This window comes from Nocardia sp. NBC_00508 (assembly GCF_036346875.1).
Taxonomy (GTDB): Bacteria; Actinomycetota; Actinomycetes; order Mycobacteriales; family Mycobacteriaceae; genus Nocardia.
This window is the reverse complement of record NZ_CP107852.1, coordinates 940,425-955,167: the sequence shown is the minus strand read 5'-3', so window position 1 is coordinate 955,167 and position 14,743 is coordinate 940,425. Positions and strand designations below refer to the sequence as shown.

Below are 14,743 nucleotides of genomic sequence, written 5' to 3'. Positions count from 1 at the left end.
CCGGGTCGCCGGGTGATTGCGCCCCGATTCCCGACCACCAGATGCCTTGACGCTCGGAAACCACGTGAGTAGCTTCCTGTGTTGGCAGGAAATTCCTCCTATGACAGGAATTCGGATGATCCACCAACCACGGCCATCGCCGATGACAACGAGCTCATTCAGCACATCTCTGCATGACGGTCCGTCGACCAGGAGCGCCCTTTCCGCGCCATGCCACAGCGGGCCGGGACAGCGCGACAACGAGGCCCATGGCGTCTGGGACCGGGGCCGAGGAGGAAGCCAGATGAAGGATCCGACGCTGCCGGCCTACATCGAACTGGAGCCAGGGCGGTTTCGCGAGGAAGTGGGCCTGCGCTATGAGGATTACGTCGTGGGCCACGTCTTCGAACACCGTCCCGGTCGCACGATCACGACCACGGACAACATCTGGAGCTCGCTGCTGTGCCTGAACCAGCACCCGCTCCACATCGACGCGGTCTACGCCGCCGAGACACAGTTCGACCAACTGCTGGTCTCCAGCCTGGTGACGTTCGGGATCGTGAACGGAATGACGGTCAAGACCATCAGCCAGCGGGCCGTCGCAAACTTGGGCTGGGACAAGGTCCGGCTCAGCGCGCCGGTGTTCGTGGGGGACACGCTGTATGCCGAAACCACGATCGTGGCCAAGCGTCCGTCTGCCACCCGGCCGGGAGAAGGCATCGTCTCCGTCCATACGACGGGCCGTAACCAGGACGGTGTACAGGTCATCGAGTTCGATCGCACCGTCCTCGCGTCCATGCGAGATCCGACCGGAGATCGGCTGCCTGGGGCTGGATCATGAATGTCGACCCGTGCATGTTCTATGTCCCGGCATCCCGAGCCGACACGTTGCTCGACACAGTGCCCGAGCACTCGATCGCGCTGGTGCTCGACCTCGAGGACTCGGTCCCGGCGCACGCGAAGCCGACCGCTCGCGCGCGGCTGCGCGACATCGACCTGACGGGTACGGACCTCGCCGGAGTCACCGTGCGAATCAACAGCATCGAGACGCCGGACGGGCTGCTCGACATCCAGACCATCCTCGCGCTGGGCGGGGAGATCGGCGGGCTGCCGGTGCAGACGGTGCTGGTGCCGAAGGTCGTCACCGGACGAGATGTCGCGGTCTACCGCTCGCTGCTGTCCGGGCTGGCCGATCCCCCCGAGATCGGCAGCATCATCGAGACGGTCGACGCGGTCGAGAACGCCTTCGACATCGCCGCAGCGAGCAGTGGGCTCTGCTTCGGGCCCGCCGATCTGGTGGCGGAGATGTGGGCACCGGACGAGTCCTATCTGGCCCACGCGCGGGCCAGGCTGTGCACCGCCGCGTCTCGTTACGGCCTGCCTGCCGTAGACGGGAACTCCTTCGAACTCTGGGACACGGACGCGATCCGCGCCCAGTGCGAAGCCGCCAAACGGTGCGGTTTCACCGGTAAGGCGGCCATCCACCCGAGGCAGGTCGGCCCGATCCTGGAGACGTTCACCGTCGATCCGGAAGAACTGGACTCCTACCGCCAGACGATCAAGGACTACGAAGCCGACGACGCGGGCTTCACCGTCACCAAGGACCGCGTCGTCGCTCCGCCCTTTGTCTTGAAGGCGCGGCGCATGCTCGCGCTGTACGAGGGGAACCCGCGCCCGGTCCGCTGACCCGCCGAAACGCGACAGCGTCACCCGATAACAGCACACACTGTGGAGGAATAACCATGAGCATCTCGATGACGGACGTTGTGCGGCAGGCGATGGTCGACGTCTCCGAGTACGACGTACAGGTAACCGATGGCCGGTTCGGCGCCGTGCCCGCCGAACTGACGGCGCGCCTCGTGTCCCTGGTCGCCGATGGCGCCGGTCTGGCCGTCTGCGGCGGCGCGAGCGCGTTGCTCGCCGAGCACGGCATGGACGTCCACCGGCCGGACCACGCCGCGGCCGTGCGCGACTACTTCGAGGAGATCTTCCGATCGTTCGTGGCGGCGGTCGACCTCGCGGCGTATACCCCGGTGGCGATGGGCTATGAGAAGGTCGCAAGCGTGGATCTGGACGGGTTCAACAAGAACGTCAGCTTTACGGTGAACGCCGCTCACACCGAGTCGCGGGAATTCCTGACCACCAAATGCGTCCACTTCGACTCCGCGACGACATTCATCGGGAACGTCTACGGCCCGAACACGAACCTCATCGGCGGTCTGCCGATCATCTGCGACACCCGTGCGTACTGCCGCACGAAGGGCCTGGACCCGGCGGATCTGGTCGAGTTGATGCCGCACAGCTACAACGTCGCGGTCAAACAGGAGTACACCGAGGAGATCCTGGCCGGACACGCGGCCATCGTGGACGCCGACCTGGCCGACGACATGATCATGGTCGTGCTCAACAACGAGGTCACCGGCGGGCTCGCGCACGCGGGCTCCGCGCCGCGGCTGATCGACCCGGCCGAACCGGGCAAGCGCCCGATGCGGCACATCGAGCTGCAGTTCTCCGACTCGCAGAATCTGACCAACTGGTACACCCACTACCGCCTCGCGATGCCGGAGGTCGAAGTCGAGGCGCCGGAAGCGAACACGCCGGACCACGATCGCTACCACGCGGGCGTCGGCACTCCGGTCGGTGCTGCTCAGCGCCCGGCCTCTTCCGGCGCCTGAGCAGCATCGACAACGAGCCCGGAGGCCGAACCGAGGCGCACTGAGGTCGCGGCGGCGCCACACGACGCCGCCGCGACCCGGCGCGCGCGAAAGAGGGAATCAGATGCACGTCAGAGACAAGGCGGTCGACGCGGACCGGGCGATCGACACCGGCACCGTCATGGGACCGCACCGGTTCCGGAACAACCAGCGAATGGTCCCGGCCAGTGAGGCGGCCTGGCAGCTCGCCACGGACAACGGAATGCTCGGAATCCGCGTCGACGCCAGGAAGGGCCAGAACCGGTTGCGCGACACCCGGACCGGGCACGAGTTCCTCAATCTGGCGTCGTGCTCCTACCTCGGGCTGAACAATCACCCGACCGTCATCGAGTCCGGCATCGCGGCTCTGCGGGAGGAGAACGTCACGGGATTGGCCATGGCCGAGTGCCGAATTCGGTTGGAGGTCGTGCATCGGCTGGAGGAGGAGCTGTCCGAGCTGTTCGGCGCGCGCGTGGTGCCGTCGATCTCCTGCGGTGTGCTGAGTGCCGCCGTCTTGCCGCTGCTGGCGTCGGGGCATCTGACCGACACCGATCCGCTGGTCGTCGTCTTCGATCGGTTCGCGCACTTCTCGCTGAACTTCGTCAAACCGATCGTGGCCGACGAAGCGCTGGTACTGACGTGTCCGCACAACGACATCCAGTTTCTCGAGGACGTGTGCAAGAAGTATCCCCGCGTGGCCTATGTGTGCGAAGGCGTCTATTCCACCGGCGGCCACGCCGATCTGGCGGGCATCAAGTTCCTCCAGGAACGGTATGGGATGTACGTCTACCTCGACGATTCACACGGACTGTCCACCCAGGGCCCGAACGGTGCGGGGTACGCGCGGTCGGTGTTCCGGGAACTCGATGACCGGACCATGATCGTGGCCTCGCTCGCCAAGGCGTTCGGCAGCACAGGCGGCATCGCGATGATCGGTTCGTCCGGAAAGTTCGACTTCCTTTATCGCACCGGTCCGATGGGCTGGTCGCAGGGGCTGCGCACCGCCGCCGTGGGGACGACACGGGGCAGCATCGCCGTCCATCACACGCCCGAACTCGGCGCGCGCCAGCGTCAGCTGGCGGAGAACATCGGCATATTCGACCGGCGGATGAAGGACCGCGACGTCCGCGGCACCGGATCGCACATCAAGTTCGTCACCGTCGGCGACAACGACCGCGCCGTGCGGCTGTCCACCGAGCTGTACCGGCGCGGTTACTACTGTTCGGCGATGTTCTTCCCGATTGTGGCGCGTGGACGGGCCGGTGTCCGGATGATGCTGCGCGGCGATATGACCAAGACGATGACGGAGGACTTCGTCACCGTTCTCGAGGACGTCCTGGAAGAGTTCACATGACGGTGGCAACCGCGGCCTCGTCGGTGCGGCTGGTCCGATCGGTTGCCGAGTCGATGCGCGACGCGCTGTGCGGCGGTGCGGTCGGCCGCATGCTGGTTCCACCACGAGAGACGGTCGAGGACGCCACGGGAACGAAGTTCATCTCGATGCCCGCCGTGTCGCCCGACCACGACCTCTACATCAACAAAGTCGCGACGATCATGCCCGCGCCCGAACGACACGGGATACCGCAAGCGTCGCACGCAGCCACCGTGACCTCGGTTGTACCAATATTCTCCGTTTCCACGGGGCGGTTCCTCGGTGTGCTGGACGGTGCTGCCGTCACCAATCTGAAATGCGCTGCGGTGACGGCTCTGGTGACCGACCGCTGCGCCGCGCCGGACAGCCGGGTCCTCGGCATCATCGGATCGGGGGTCCAGGCCCGCCAGCAGCTGCTCGGCGCGTCCGCGGTGCGCGACCTCGCCGAGGTCCGCATCTGGTCTCGCGACCCGCGCCGCGCCGCGGCGTTCGCCCGCGATGCGTCGGCGATGGTCGCCGCGACCGTGAACGTCGTCGTCTGCGCGTCCGCTGTGGAGGCCAGCCGAGGCGTCGATGTCCTGTCGACCGCCACGACTTCGGTGTCTCCGCTTCCGCTTGCGGTGGATCTGCCTGCTCATCTGCACGTCAACTGCATGGGCGCGCACACCACCGAGTCACGCGAGCTGTCTGTCGAGCTGCTCCGCTCCAGCGTCCTGATCGTCGAGGACTTGCGCACGGCGATCGCCGAGGCCGGTCCGAGCCACGCGGGCGCTCTGGAACTCGATGCCCTGGTGTCGGCGGATGCCTCCGAGTTCGCGTGTCGGCGGACGATCTTCGCCTCCACCGGGTGCGCGTACCTGGATTTGATCACCTGCGCCCATCTGGCAGACCGGCACGGGGACGGACCGCTGTCCGTCACCAGTACATCGACCCTGGCAAAGGAGGATTTCGCGGTGGACACCCTCGGACACGACGAGGTTGCGGGCGCTTCCGTCCGCGGGAACGGAGCGCCGATCGACGGGACTCCGTCCGACGCGGCGATCGAGGCGGAGTTCGACGTCTGCACCCGAAGGCTGGGCATCGACGTGCCCACGGACCTGAAAAGCGGTGTGGTGCGCGGATATCGAGGCCTGCGGGAGATGGCCGCGGCGCTGCGGGAGGTTCAGGACCGGCACCAGGGAGGGGCGGACAGGGGAAAGGCGACATCTAATGGCTGACGGGATCGGGGCGCTGCACGAGCTGTCGGTTCCGGAGGCGGGGCAGTTGCTCCGGGCGGGTGAGCTCACCTCGGTCGAGCTCACCATTGATGCCCTGGAGCGGATCGCCCGGCTAGACCCCGCGCTGCACGCGTTCATCCAGGTGACCGAAGAGACCGCGCTGCACCGTGCCCGCGCCGCCGATCGGGACCTGCGGGCCGGGCTCGATCACGGTCCGATGCACGGGATTCCGTACGCCTTGAAGGACATCTTCGACGCGGAGGGGGTGCCGACCACCAATGCCTCCTGGCTGTGCGCCGAGCACGTTGCGGATGCGGACAGCACGGTCGAAAGCCGTCTGCGTGCCGGGGGTGCGGTGGGGCTGGGCAAGCTGACCACCTTCGAGTTCGCGCTCGGCGGCCCGAGCTTCGAACTACCCGTCCCGCCCGCGCGCAACCCGTGGAGCGACGCCCATGTGCCGAGCGGCTCGTCGTCGGGTGCGGGCGCCGCGGTCGGCGCGGGTCTGGTTCGTGTCGCGGTCGCGTCCGACACGACCGGCTCCATCCGAGGCCCGGCGTTCCACTGCGGCGTGGTGGGCCTCAAACCGACGTACGGGCTGGTCCCCGGGCACGGCGCCAGCACGCTGTCGCAGACTCTGGACCATTTCGGCACGCTGAGCTGGACCGTCGGTGACACGGCCGCGCTGTTGCAGGTGATCGCGGGGGCGGATCCGGCCGATCCACGCACCGCCGAGTCCCCGCGGCCGGACTACACCTCAGCGCTCGACCGCGGCGTCGCCGGGTTGCGTGTGGCCAGCGCGCCGGGGTGGTACGCGGACGACCCGGCGACGTTTCCCGAAATCCTCGCCGGCATCCAGCAGGCGCTCGGCCTGCTCGGCGGGCTCGGCGCGACCGTCGAGGAAGTTACGTTGCCGCCCTACGACGTATTCAACGGGTGCGGTCGCGTCATCTTCGCCGCGGAGGCGTTCGCGAACTACGAGGACCTGCTGCGTCGGCACCCACACTCGTTCGCGCGCTACACCTATCAGCGCATGATGCCCGGCGCCGGGATCGGGGCGGCCGATCTGCTGCGGGCCTACGACGTCCGGCGGTGGCTGACGCGGCAGCTCGACGAGATCGTCTTCGACCGCTGCGACGTCCTGGTCCTCGCGTCCGGCCAGACCACCGCCGCCCGGTGGAGCGATTTTCCGGTCGACTGGCCGCCGCCCCGGTTCGTCAACGACATGCTGGCCATCCCGTTCAACGTCACCGGTCATCCGGCGCTGTCGCTGCCGATCGGGTTCGCCGCGAACGGGCTGCCCATCGGCCTGCACATCATCGGGCGGGCCTTCGAGGAGGCGATCGTGTTCCGGGTGGCGACCGCGCTGGAGGCCGAACTCGGACAGCGCCACCGGCGTCCACCGGAACCCCGCACCGAGGTGGCGCATTCCTCGGGTGAACCCGCATGAAACCGTTTCGCTTCGCAGCGCGTGCTGCCTCCGGTGTGGTGGGCGTGCAGGACATCCAGGAGACCGCGCGATTCGCCGAGTCGGTGGGATTCGACGCAATCGTCTTTCCGGATCATCTGATCGCCCAGCACGCACCGATTCCGCTGCTGACGGCGGCGGCGTTGGCCACAGAGCACATCCAGGTCTGCCCCTACGTGCTGAATGTCGACCTCCGGCATCCTGCGGTGATCGCACAGGAACTCGCCACCCTGGACGTGTTGTCCGAGGGACGACTGGAAATCGGTCTGGGTGCCGGATGGAACAGAGCCGAATACGTGGCCACCGGAATTCCGTTCGAACCGGTAGGGGTCCGTGTTTCCCGAGTGCGCGAAGCTGTCACGGTGCTCAAAGGGTGCTTCGGCGGCGAGCCGTTCTCGTTCGCCGGGAAGCATTACACGATCACCGATCACGACGGTCAGCCCAAACCCTTTCGACGGCAGGGGCCGCCGATATTGCTGGGCGGCGGAGGAAGGAAGATGCTGGCGTTGGCGGCCGAACTGGCCGACACCGTCGGGTTGGCTCCCCGCGTGCCCGTCGGCGGCGGCGGTGTCTTCTTCGAGCCTTCCAGCATCACTTTCGCCGCGACGTCCGAGAAAGTCGCGTGGGTTCGCGAGTCGGCGGGCGAACGGTTCGACCGGCTCGAGTTGTCCACCTATGCTTCGGCGACCCATCCTTCCGCCGCGCCCGTGACCGTGACCGACAACGCGCTCGCGGTAGCTCGGCGCTGGGTCGACGACATCCGTTCTCGCACTGGCACGGACTTGACCGTCGACGAGTATCTGGACTCCCCGCACGTGTGGATCGGCACGATCGACCAGTTGTCCGACAAGTGCCTGTCGCTGCGCGAACGCCTGGGTATCAGTCATTTCATGCTGGGTCCTCCGCACGTGTGTGCCGAACTGGTCGAGCGGTTGGCCGGTGAATGAACGCGAATCACCGAGCGTGCCGGGATGAGCGACGTCCGGTATACGGAGAAGAACAAGCGGCAGAACGGTCCCCGGACAGACCGTAAGAGATCCAGCGCGGGCCTACAGTGCCTCGTCCTGTATGTCCTCTTCTTCGTCATGGGCACCGAGGGCTACCTCATGCCCCCGGTCCTTCCGACACTCGCTGCGGATCTCCACATCTCGGTGCCGCTGGCCGCGGCGGCGTCCACCGCATACGTGGTGGCGTATGCGGTATTCGGGCCGCCGCTCGGCGTGCTGTCGGACGTGTGGCCCAAGCGGCGGCCGATCATCGCCGGAATGGCGCTGTTCGCGGTCAGCAATATCGGCGTCGGTCTGGCGCAGGACTTTCCCCAGTTGATCGTCGCCCGAGTGCTGATGGGATTCGGCGCCGCGGTCACCCTCCCGGCGGCGTGGGCGCACCTGTCCGATGCCTGTCCTCCGCACCAGCGCGGACGTGCGATCGCCCGCGGTTTCGCGGCGTACGGGCTCGGTCAGGTGATCGGCGTTCCGCTGGGGGCGTTCGGCACCCTCAGCTTCGGTTGGCGCCTGCCATACATCGGCATCGGCATCGGCTTCGCGCTGGTTGTGCTGTGGGCCTGGCGGGCAGTCGACACGATCCACCCTCGCGACACCACCGTGCGCTGGTCGAACATGATGCGGCCCTTGCTATCTCCCGTGGTACTGGCGGCTTTGGCCGCTACGTTCGCTGTTCAAGCAGGACGGCTCGGCGCTTTCACCTATGTCGGTGCCCTGCTGGAGATGCGGTTCGGATTCGACGTGGTCACCAATGGTCTCGTCGGCGTCCTGGTCGGCGTCGCGGTCATCGCGGGTTCCTTGCTGAGCGGATCGTTGATCGACCGACAACGCCGAAGCAAAGGCGGCGAAGGTTGGGTGACCGTAGTGAGCGCGCTGGTCTTCGCGGCAGCAGTGGCGATTGCGGCGACCAGTGCCACAATCGCGACTTTCCTTGTCTCCCTCGTAGTTTGGTGCCTCGCGGGAAGCATCTGCTACTCGGCGCAGCAGGCGTTCCTGGTAGAGGTGCGGCCCGATGCCCGAGCCACGCTGGTTTCGTGGCACAGCACTGTCATGAACATCGGAAATGCGTCCGGAAACACGATTCTCGGCAGCGTCCCGATCGGCGGTGGCGCTTTCGCCGCCATCGCCGCCGGGCTCGGGGTCCTCGGCGCGGCAATGGCGTTGTCGGTCATGCTGATACAGCGGGTGTCCACGGGAAACCGTCGTGCCTCGGCACGCTGGATCCGTCCTTGTGTCCGAGCGCAGTAGGGACGGTTGGCACATTGGACCGTGCCGGATAGCTTCCCCGGAGAGTAGCCACAGACCGTGCACCCCTTCACCACTCCAGAGCCGGGAGTGACACGGCGGCGACCGACACTGGTGCCGGATCGAGTATGTCCACCGCCGTTGCCAACAGCAAACCAATTGCGCCCGATCCGGCGGGTCGGAGAAGATTGGGTTCAGATGGTCACGCCGTTACGCCGTTCCACCGCCGCAGAACAGTCGCCGCAGCCGCATACTCGCCGAGGGCTCCCGTCCGCACGCGCCGCGCTGAGATCAACGCCGAACGAATCCGATGCCACACCCGTGATGTCGGCGATCATCGTGCGGGCGGTGGACTCGATGGCGCGCTTGTCATCAACCGGGGTCCAATAGTCGATCGCTGGCACATGGACCAGCCAGCGGCTACCGCAGCAATGCACTCGTGCCAAATACTGCACTGTTCCACTCGCTTTCCCGGTTGGTGGGTAAGCGCCCGGCACCAGGGATCGTCGAAGCGTGGGGCGATTACATCGGGACGAGTATCCGCCTGGTGCCGGGGCTCGAACTCGACGCTACGAACGCCTGACGGGCGGCAGCAACGAGCTTGCGTGGACTTGCTCGAGATCGGTTGAGGCATTGACCTGCTGCCGATGCCGTGGTGAGGATAGATCTGCTCAGCAAGCAAGCTGACGCACATCAAATGGCAGGGGTCTCCATCATGTGTTTACGTTTCCTCGGCAAGAACACCGGTTCCCACCAGTCGCCCACGCTGTATGCCAGCGATCGGGGCACCTACGTGGTGCAGGGAGCACTGGCGAGTATCGGGTCACCCAGAATTGATCGAAATACCGCACCCCCTCCTCGGGTTCCTCGAGCCCGGAACCTGTTTGGGCGCAATACTTCACGACACCGGACACGGGACGTTCACCCTGACAGGAAGTTTCGTTACCGATGCGGAATCGTTGGCGCAGATGGATATTCCGCCGCATGAAACGTGTGTGGAGGTGCCGATGGGAAAGGAGATCCGCCGCGATGTACTCGCTGACCGGTAATGAACTCGATGAACTGTTCCGGTCCCCGTGGCAACGCGCCTTCCATCTCGAACTACAGGACACGTATGCCGTATCCGGGGAGTTCGAACCGCTGCGGCAGTTCCTGGCTGGGGAATCCGAAGACGCCGCCTGGCAGCAGCCCTGGCTTGATCTCGTCCGCGAAATTACCGATACCGGCCAGGAGGTGCAACGCGTACGGGTGGTGACCGAACCACATACCGACTACACGAGGTGGGCGCTAACGGTGTCGCAGCGCAACATCGCGGCCGGTGAGCAAATCCGCTGGCTGCCGCGACATTCCATCGCACTGTCCGATTTGACCGGTGACGACTACTGGCTGTTCGATGACCACTTGGCCGCGTTCAGCGTGTTCACCCAGACCGGGGAGGGTGCCGGCTTCGCCGTGACCACCGATCCGGTGATCGCGGCGCATTTCCGCACTGTCCGTGACCGTGTCTGGCCGGTGGCGGTTCCGCACGACGAATACGTGCACGCACTGTATCAGTGAACAATCTGCGGGAAGCCCGCGAGGCGCTCGGACAGCGATTGCGCGAGATCCGTAAGGGAGCCGGTCTGACCGGTCGCGCCCTGGCGGACCTCGAGGGGTGGCACGAGTCGAAGGTCTCGAAAATCGAATATGGCAAGCAGGCACCCTCCGAGAAGGATCTTCGGGCGTGGTGTCTGCATTGTCACGCCGCCAACCAGTTGCCCGACCTGATCGCCACCCTGCACAACGTCGAAGCCGCCTACCTCGAAGTCCGGCGGATGCGTATCCCGCAGTGGCAGCGGGTGATCGCCAAAATGGAAGCCGATGCCGAGTTGGTCCGCTGGTACGAGCCCGGCCTCGTGCCCGGCCTGTTGCAGACGCCGCGCTACATTCGCGGTGTCCTGGAAACCGTCGAAGCCCTCTATGGCGGCCCCAATGTCATCGAAGCGTCGCTGGCGGCCCGGTTGGAGCGGCAGACCGTCCTGTACCGGGGTCGGCACCGCTTCCACTTTCTCATCGGCGAACAAGCCTTACGCACGGTCGTCGGCGGCCCGGAAGTGATGATCGAACAATTGGACCGGCTCCTGGTAGCCATGACACTGCCGCGCGTCGTACTCGGCGTGATTCCTCTGGATGCCGCCTACCGGATACCGCTGATGAACTTCACCATCTTCGACCGGAAGATGGTGCAGGCCGAGACGATCACCGCGCAGTTGACAGTCACTCAGCCGCGCGAAGTTGTGTTGTACGAGAAGGCATTCACGGCGTTGATCGAACAAGCAGCGATCGGCACCACTGTCCGCGAACTGATCCGGACCGCCATGCACCGGTATAGCAGCGGGGCGGAGGATGCCGATCCTGCGTCTTGATCGGTATCGTCCGAAGACACGGGCGGCTCTAGACCGCCTCGGCCCGCATCTCAAGAACTCCCGAACTTCAGGCACCGCAGTATGGGGGTAGGTGTCCCCTACGGTGCGGTCGAGGGGTGGATTGCAACCGCGTCGACACCGGAGTTGTCGAAATCCCGCATCTGCTCCTGGGTTTCCTGGCATACTGCACCGCCTGCCGAGTACCAGCAGGCGTGCCGCCGTTCCATTCGGTCAATAGGGAACTAGCGTTGCCGAGGGCATGCGCCACGGCGATGCCATCATCGACCGCGGTGGCCGCCTGGGCGGCATCGGCATCGTAGCGCCGCGCATCCTCCAGGCGTCCAGCGTCATAGTACCCATCCCGCGGCGGTCATCATCTTAGCGGCGGCACTGGTCAAGGCTCGGCCTACGTCGTTGGTGTAGGTGCCGTTGTCCAGCAGCTGCTTGACGTAGCGGACGCCACCGCTTACGGCCACCCGGCACAATCGGTCACCGCCGACGATCAGGCCCGCTTGTGCTTGCCGCAGTCACGGATCTACCAGTCGTAGATCGAGAAGGACTTGCCCTCGGCGATATCCTCCATCGCCGCTCGGCAGTAGCCGATCATGTGGTCAGGCAGCGCATCCGCCGCGAACCACTCCAGGCCGCTGCACTTATCCGGCTCGCGGTTGGTGGGTTCACCCTGCCAGGACCGCACCGTGAAGAAGAACGCCATCCGGCCACCCGACGATGAGTTGTGCATGATGTGGCTGAAGTGCACATCTTTCGCCTCGATCGCCACGCCGATCTCTTCGTCGGCTTCGCGGATCAGAGCCTCGATGATGGACTCGCCGGCCTCGAGGTGGCCCGAGGGCAGATGCCATGCACCATCCTCGAATCCAGTGTTCTGACGCTCACCGAACAGCACTTCGTTGCCGCGGCGCAACAGCAGATGAACATCCCCCGTGACCTTGTGACGCTGAGGCTTTGCTTGCTGACTGGATTCAGTCGTGACGCTCATGCAGGCGCGTTCCTTTCACCTTGAATTATACCGATGACCTGGGGTTTTTCGAACCTCGGGTGAATCAAGCCGAGCCTAATCCCTTCGTGGCGACCGGACTATACGCCGGACGCATAACGCGGCCAATCAACCCGGTATAGCCTTTGACCAGGGCAAACGCGAACCTGGGACCCCGCCCGGCGGGAAACCGGTCAAACTGCAAGGGAGGCAACCGGAATGCACCCCAGGCCGCGTCATATCCACATCGAAAGCGGTGCGCTGAAGCTCGACTACCAAGCCAGTGCCGAACTGGCCCAAAGCGTGGCAGATGAGATGACCGCGGCGGCTACGACCTCCCACGCGGGCGACGCCGATTCGACGGCCGCTGTGAGTTTAGATGAAGTGGCAGCTCGTGCACGGGCGTTCATAGCGTGTGGCCCCATTTCCCCAGGCGTCAGTCGGATCCAGAGCTGTCGGCCGTCGACTGTACGGTGTTCCGATGACGGACAAGGGAACACCGGCAAGCGGTACGGCTGAGTGCTGTCGGAGCCCCGCATCCAACACCGAGAGCGCGGTAACCACGCAGCTCCACGCTCAGGTGCCGCGCGTCGGCGCGGTGAGGCCGTTACCGCAGCAGACTGATCGGTTGGTTTTGGGCATCGACGGCGGCCGTTCAGCTCGACGTCAACTGGTGGTCGAGCTCGGACGGTACGCATCGCTGGTGAGAACTCGCTGCGGCGCCCGAAGCGCGCTCGTCATGGTTGCCGTGTGTGCGACCGCTGTTCTGTCCGCCTGCTCGTCGTCGAGCTCGGGTGGAGACTTCACCGCCACCAAGGATCAGCCGCTGGTGATCTCGCTGGACGATCTGCTGGCCGAGACCGGCGGCAGCGCCGCGGTGGGGATCGCTGACCCGCAGCACGGCACGATCACGCGGCGCGCCGACGGCGCGGTTGTGTACACGCCGACGGCCGGGTACACCGGGTCCGACAGCATCACCGTGACAACCACTGACGCCGTGAAGCTGTTCACCACCGATATTCCGCCGCTCGGCGACTTCGGCGGGGTGAGCCTGCCCGGCAGTGGGTACGGGTCGGCGTTCACGCCGGTGCCCGGATCGACCGACGAGTTCTACGGTCTCACCGACCGCGGTCCGAACGTGGACGGCAAGGGCAAGAACGAGAAGCTCGCGCCTGTACCGACGTTCACCCCCAGCATCGCGAAGTTCAAGATTGTCGGCGCCAAGGCCGTGCTGGAATCCACCATCCCCCTGAAGAATCCGGCTGGCCAGCCGTTCAACGGCCAGGTCGACATCTCCGCCTCCACCGGCGAGACCATCCGCGACCTCAACGGAAACATCCTTCCGCCCACCGATCATGGCATCGACAGCGAGGGCCTGGTCGCGATGCCCGACGGCAGCTTCTGGGTCTCCGACGAATATGGTCCGTTCCTCGTGCACTTCGACGCCAATGGCACCGAGCTGGAGCGGCTGGCGCCGGGACGCGTTCTGCCCAAGGAACTTTCGCTGCGCACGCCGAACCAGGGCATGGAGGGGCTCACCATCACGCCGGATGGCAGCACGCTGGTCGGCATCATCCAGAGCGCACTGAACGCTCCGGGTGTCACGTCGGCACGTGAGGTGCCGATGACCCGGATCGTCACGGTGGATCTGAAGACCAGGGACGTCAAGGAATTCGTGTATCCGCTGGAGGATCCGAAGCAGAAGCTCGCGATCTCCGAGATCACAGCGCTGAGCACCACCACCTTCCTGGTCGACGAGCGTGACGGCAACAAGACGCCCAAGGCCGATAAGAAGCTGTGGACCATCGATATCACCGGCGCCACCGATGTCGGCCCGCAGGCGAAGGTCCAGGGCGCGCAATACGATCCGGAGAGGGGCCTGCTGGTCGACGGTAAGCCGCTGGAGCTCCTCGTCGGCGCCGGGTCCACCGCCGACGGCGTCGCCACGCTGCAGAAGGCGGGCATCACCCCCGTCACCAAGAAGTCCAACCTGGACCTCGGCGGCCTGCTGGACGGTCTGAACACCGACGGCGAGTTCTTCGGCCACGACAAGATCGAGGGTGTCGCCACCCGTGACGGCGGCAAGACCCTCTACATCACCAACGACAGCGACTTCGGCATCGAGGCCGCCGCCGGTGACCAGCCGCCGTTCGGACTGAAGCCGAAGATCCTCGCCAACGGCGTGCAGGACTCGGGTGAGGTGCTGATGGTCGACACCGCCAAGCTGCCCGCCAGGACGCAGACGAAGACGATCACGGTCACCGTGAAGTAGGCAGCACCAGGCGGCAGGAACGTAGGGCAAAGGTCGGGGCCCACCACGCAGAAGCGTGGGCCCGACCGGTTCTCAGCCGAACACGATCGACCCG

General features: G+C 65.7%; 13 protein-coding genes. 11 read left to right on the top strand and 2 right to left on the bottom strand.

The window, feature by feature from the left end; genetic code table 11:
• The first annotated feature begins 283 nt into the window (after positions 1-283).
• The 10 genes from OHA40_RS04120 to OHA40_RS04075 all read left to right on the top strand — a co-directional run bounded on the left by OHA40_RS04120 (position 284) and on the right by OHA40_RS04075 (position 11,380).
• A complete protein-coding gene (locus OHA40_RS04120) occupies positions 284-820 on the top strand; it encodes a MaoC family dehydratase (RefSeq protein WP_330231741.1) in 537 nt (178 codons plus the stop codon).
• The gene (locus OHA40_RS04115; protein WP_330231740.1) at positions 817-1,665 is read left to right on the top strand and encodes an HpcH/HpaI aldolase/citrate lyase family protein; all 849 of its coding nucleotides are present in this window, start codon (positions 817-819) and stop codon (positions 1,663-1,665) included. The genes OHA40_RS04120 and OHA40_RS04115 overlap by 4 nt, the downstream gene beginning before the upstream one ends.
• Before the next feature lie 56 nt (positions 1,666-1,721).
• The gene (locus OHA40_RS04110) at positions 1,722-2,654 is read left to right on the top strand and encodes a hypothetical protein (RefSeq protein WP_330231739.1); all 933 of its coding nucleotides are present in this window, start codon (positions 1,722-1,724) and stop codon (positions 2,652-2,654) included.
• Between the two features lie 103 nt (positions 2,655-2,757).
• On the top strand, positions 2,758-4,026 hold the full coding sequence (locus tag OHA40_RS04105) for an aminotransferase class I/II-fold pyridoxal phosphate-dependent enzyme (protein ID WP_330231738.1): 1,269 nt from the start codon (positions 2,758-2,760) through the stop codon (positions 4,024-4,026).
• Positions 4,023-5,261 carry an ornithine cyclodeaminase family protein gene (locus OHA40_RS04100; RefSeq protein WP_330231737.1) on the top strand — a complete coding sequence of 413 codons (1,239 nt, stop codon included), beginning with the start codon at positions 4,023-4,025 and terminating at the stop codon, positions 5,259-5,261. Before OHA40_RS04105 ends, OHA40_RS04100 begins: the two co-directional genes overlap by 4 nt.
• Positions 5,254-6,708, top strand: coding sequence for an amidase (locus OHA40_RS04095; RefSeq protein ID WP_330231736.1), 1,455 nt, complete (start codon positions 5,254-5,256; stop codon positions 6,706-6,708). The genes OHA40_RS04100 and OHA40_RS04095 overlap by 8 nt, the downstream gene beginning before the upstream one ends.
• A complete protein-coding gene (locus OHA40_RS04090) occupies positions 6,705-7,673 on the top strand; it encodes a TIGR03621 family F420-dependent LLM class oxidoreductase (protein ID WP_330231735.1) in 969 nt (322 codons plus the stop codon). The genes OHA40_RS04095 and OHA40_RS04090 overlap by 4 nt, the downstream gene beginning before the upstream one ends.
• A gap of 24 nt (positions 7,674-7,697) precedes the next feature.
• A complete protein-coding gene (locus tag OHA40_RS04085; protein ID WP_330231734.1) occupies positions 7,698-8,978 on the top strand; it encodes an MFS transporter in 1,281 nt (426 codons plus the stop codon).
• Positions 8,979-10,004: 1,026 nt separating this feature from the next.
• Entirely contained in the window at positions 10,005-10,532 is a 528-nt protein-coding gene (locus tag OHA40_RS04080) for a DUF6879 family protein (RefSeq protein ID WP_330231733.1), read from the top strand.
• Positions 10,533-10,570: 38 nt separating this feature from the next.
• Positions 10,571-11,380 carry a helix-turn-helix domain-containing protein gene (locus OHA40_RS04075; protein WP_330231732.1) on the top strand — a complete coding sequence of 270 codons (810 nt, stop codon included), beginning with the start codon at positions 10,571-10,573 and terminating at the stop codon, positions 11,378-11,380.
• A gap of 347 nt (positions 11,381-11,727) precedes the next feature.
• On the opposite strand, the gene OHA40_RS04070 is transcribed toward OHA40_RS04075, so the two are convergent.
• On the bottom strand, positions 11,728-11,856 hold the full coding sequence (locus OHA40_RS04070) for a hypothetical protein (protein WP_330231731.1): 129 nt from the start codon (positions 11,854-11,856) through the stop codon (positions 11,728-11,730).
• A 59-nt stretch (positions 11,857-11,915) separates the two neighbouring features.
• Positions 11,916-12,380 (bottom strand): NUDIX hydrolase, encoded by a 465-nt coding sequence (locus OHA40_RS04065; RefSeq protein WP_330231730.1) that lies wholly within the window; start codon positions 12,378-12,380, stop codon positions 11,916-11,918.
• A gap of 736 nt (positions 12,381-13,116) precedes the next feature.
• On the opposite strand from OHA40_RS04065, the gene OHA40_RS04060 reads away from it, so the two are divergent.
• Positions 13,117-14,649: an esterase-like activity of phytase family protein gene (locus OHA40_RS04060; protein ID WP_330234033.1), complete on the top strand. Its 1,533-nt coding sequence runs from the start codon at positions 13,117-13,119 to the stop codon at positions 14,647-14,649.
• Positions 14,650-14,743: the final 94 nt, after the last annotated feature.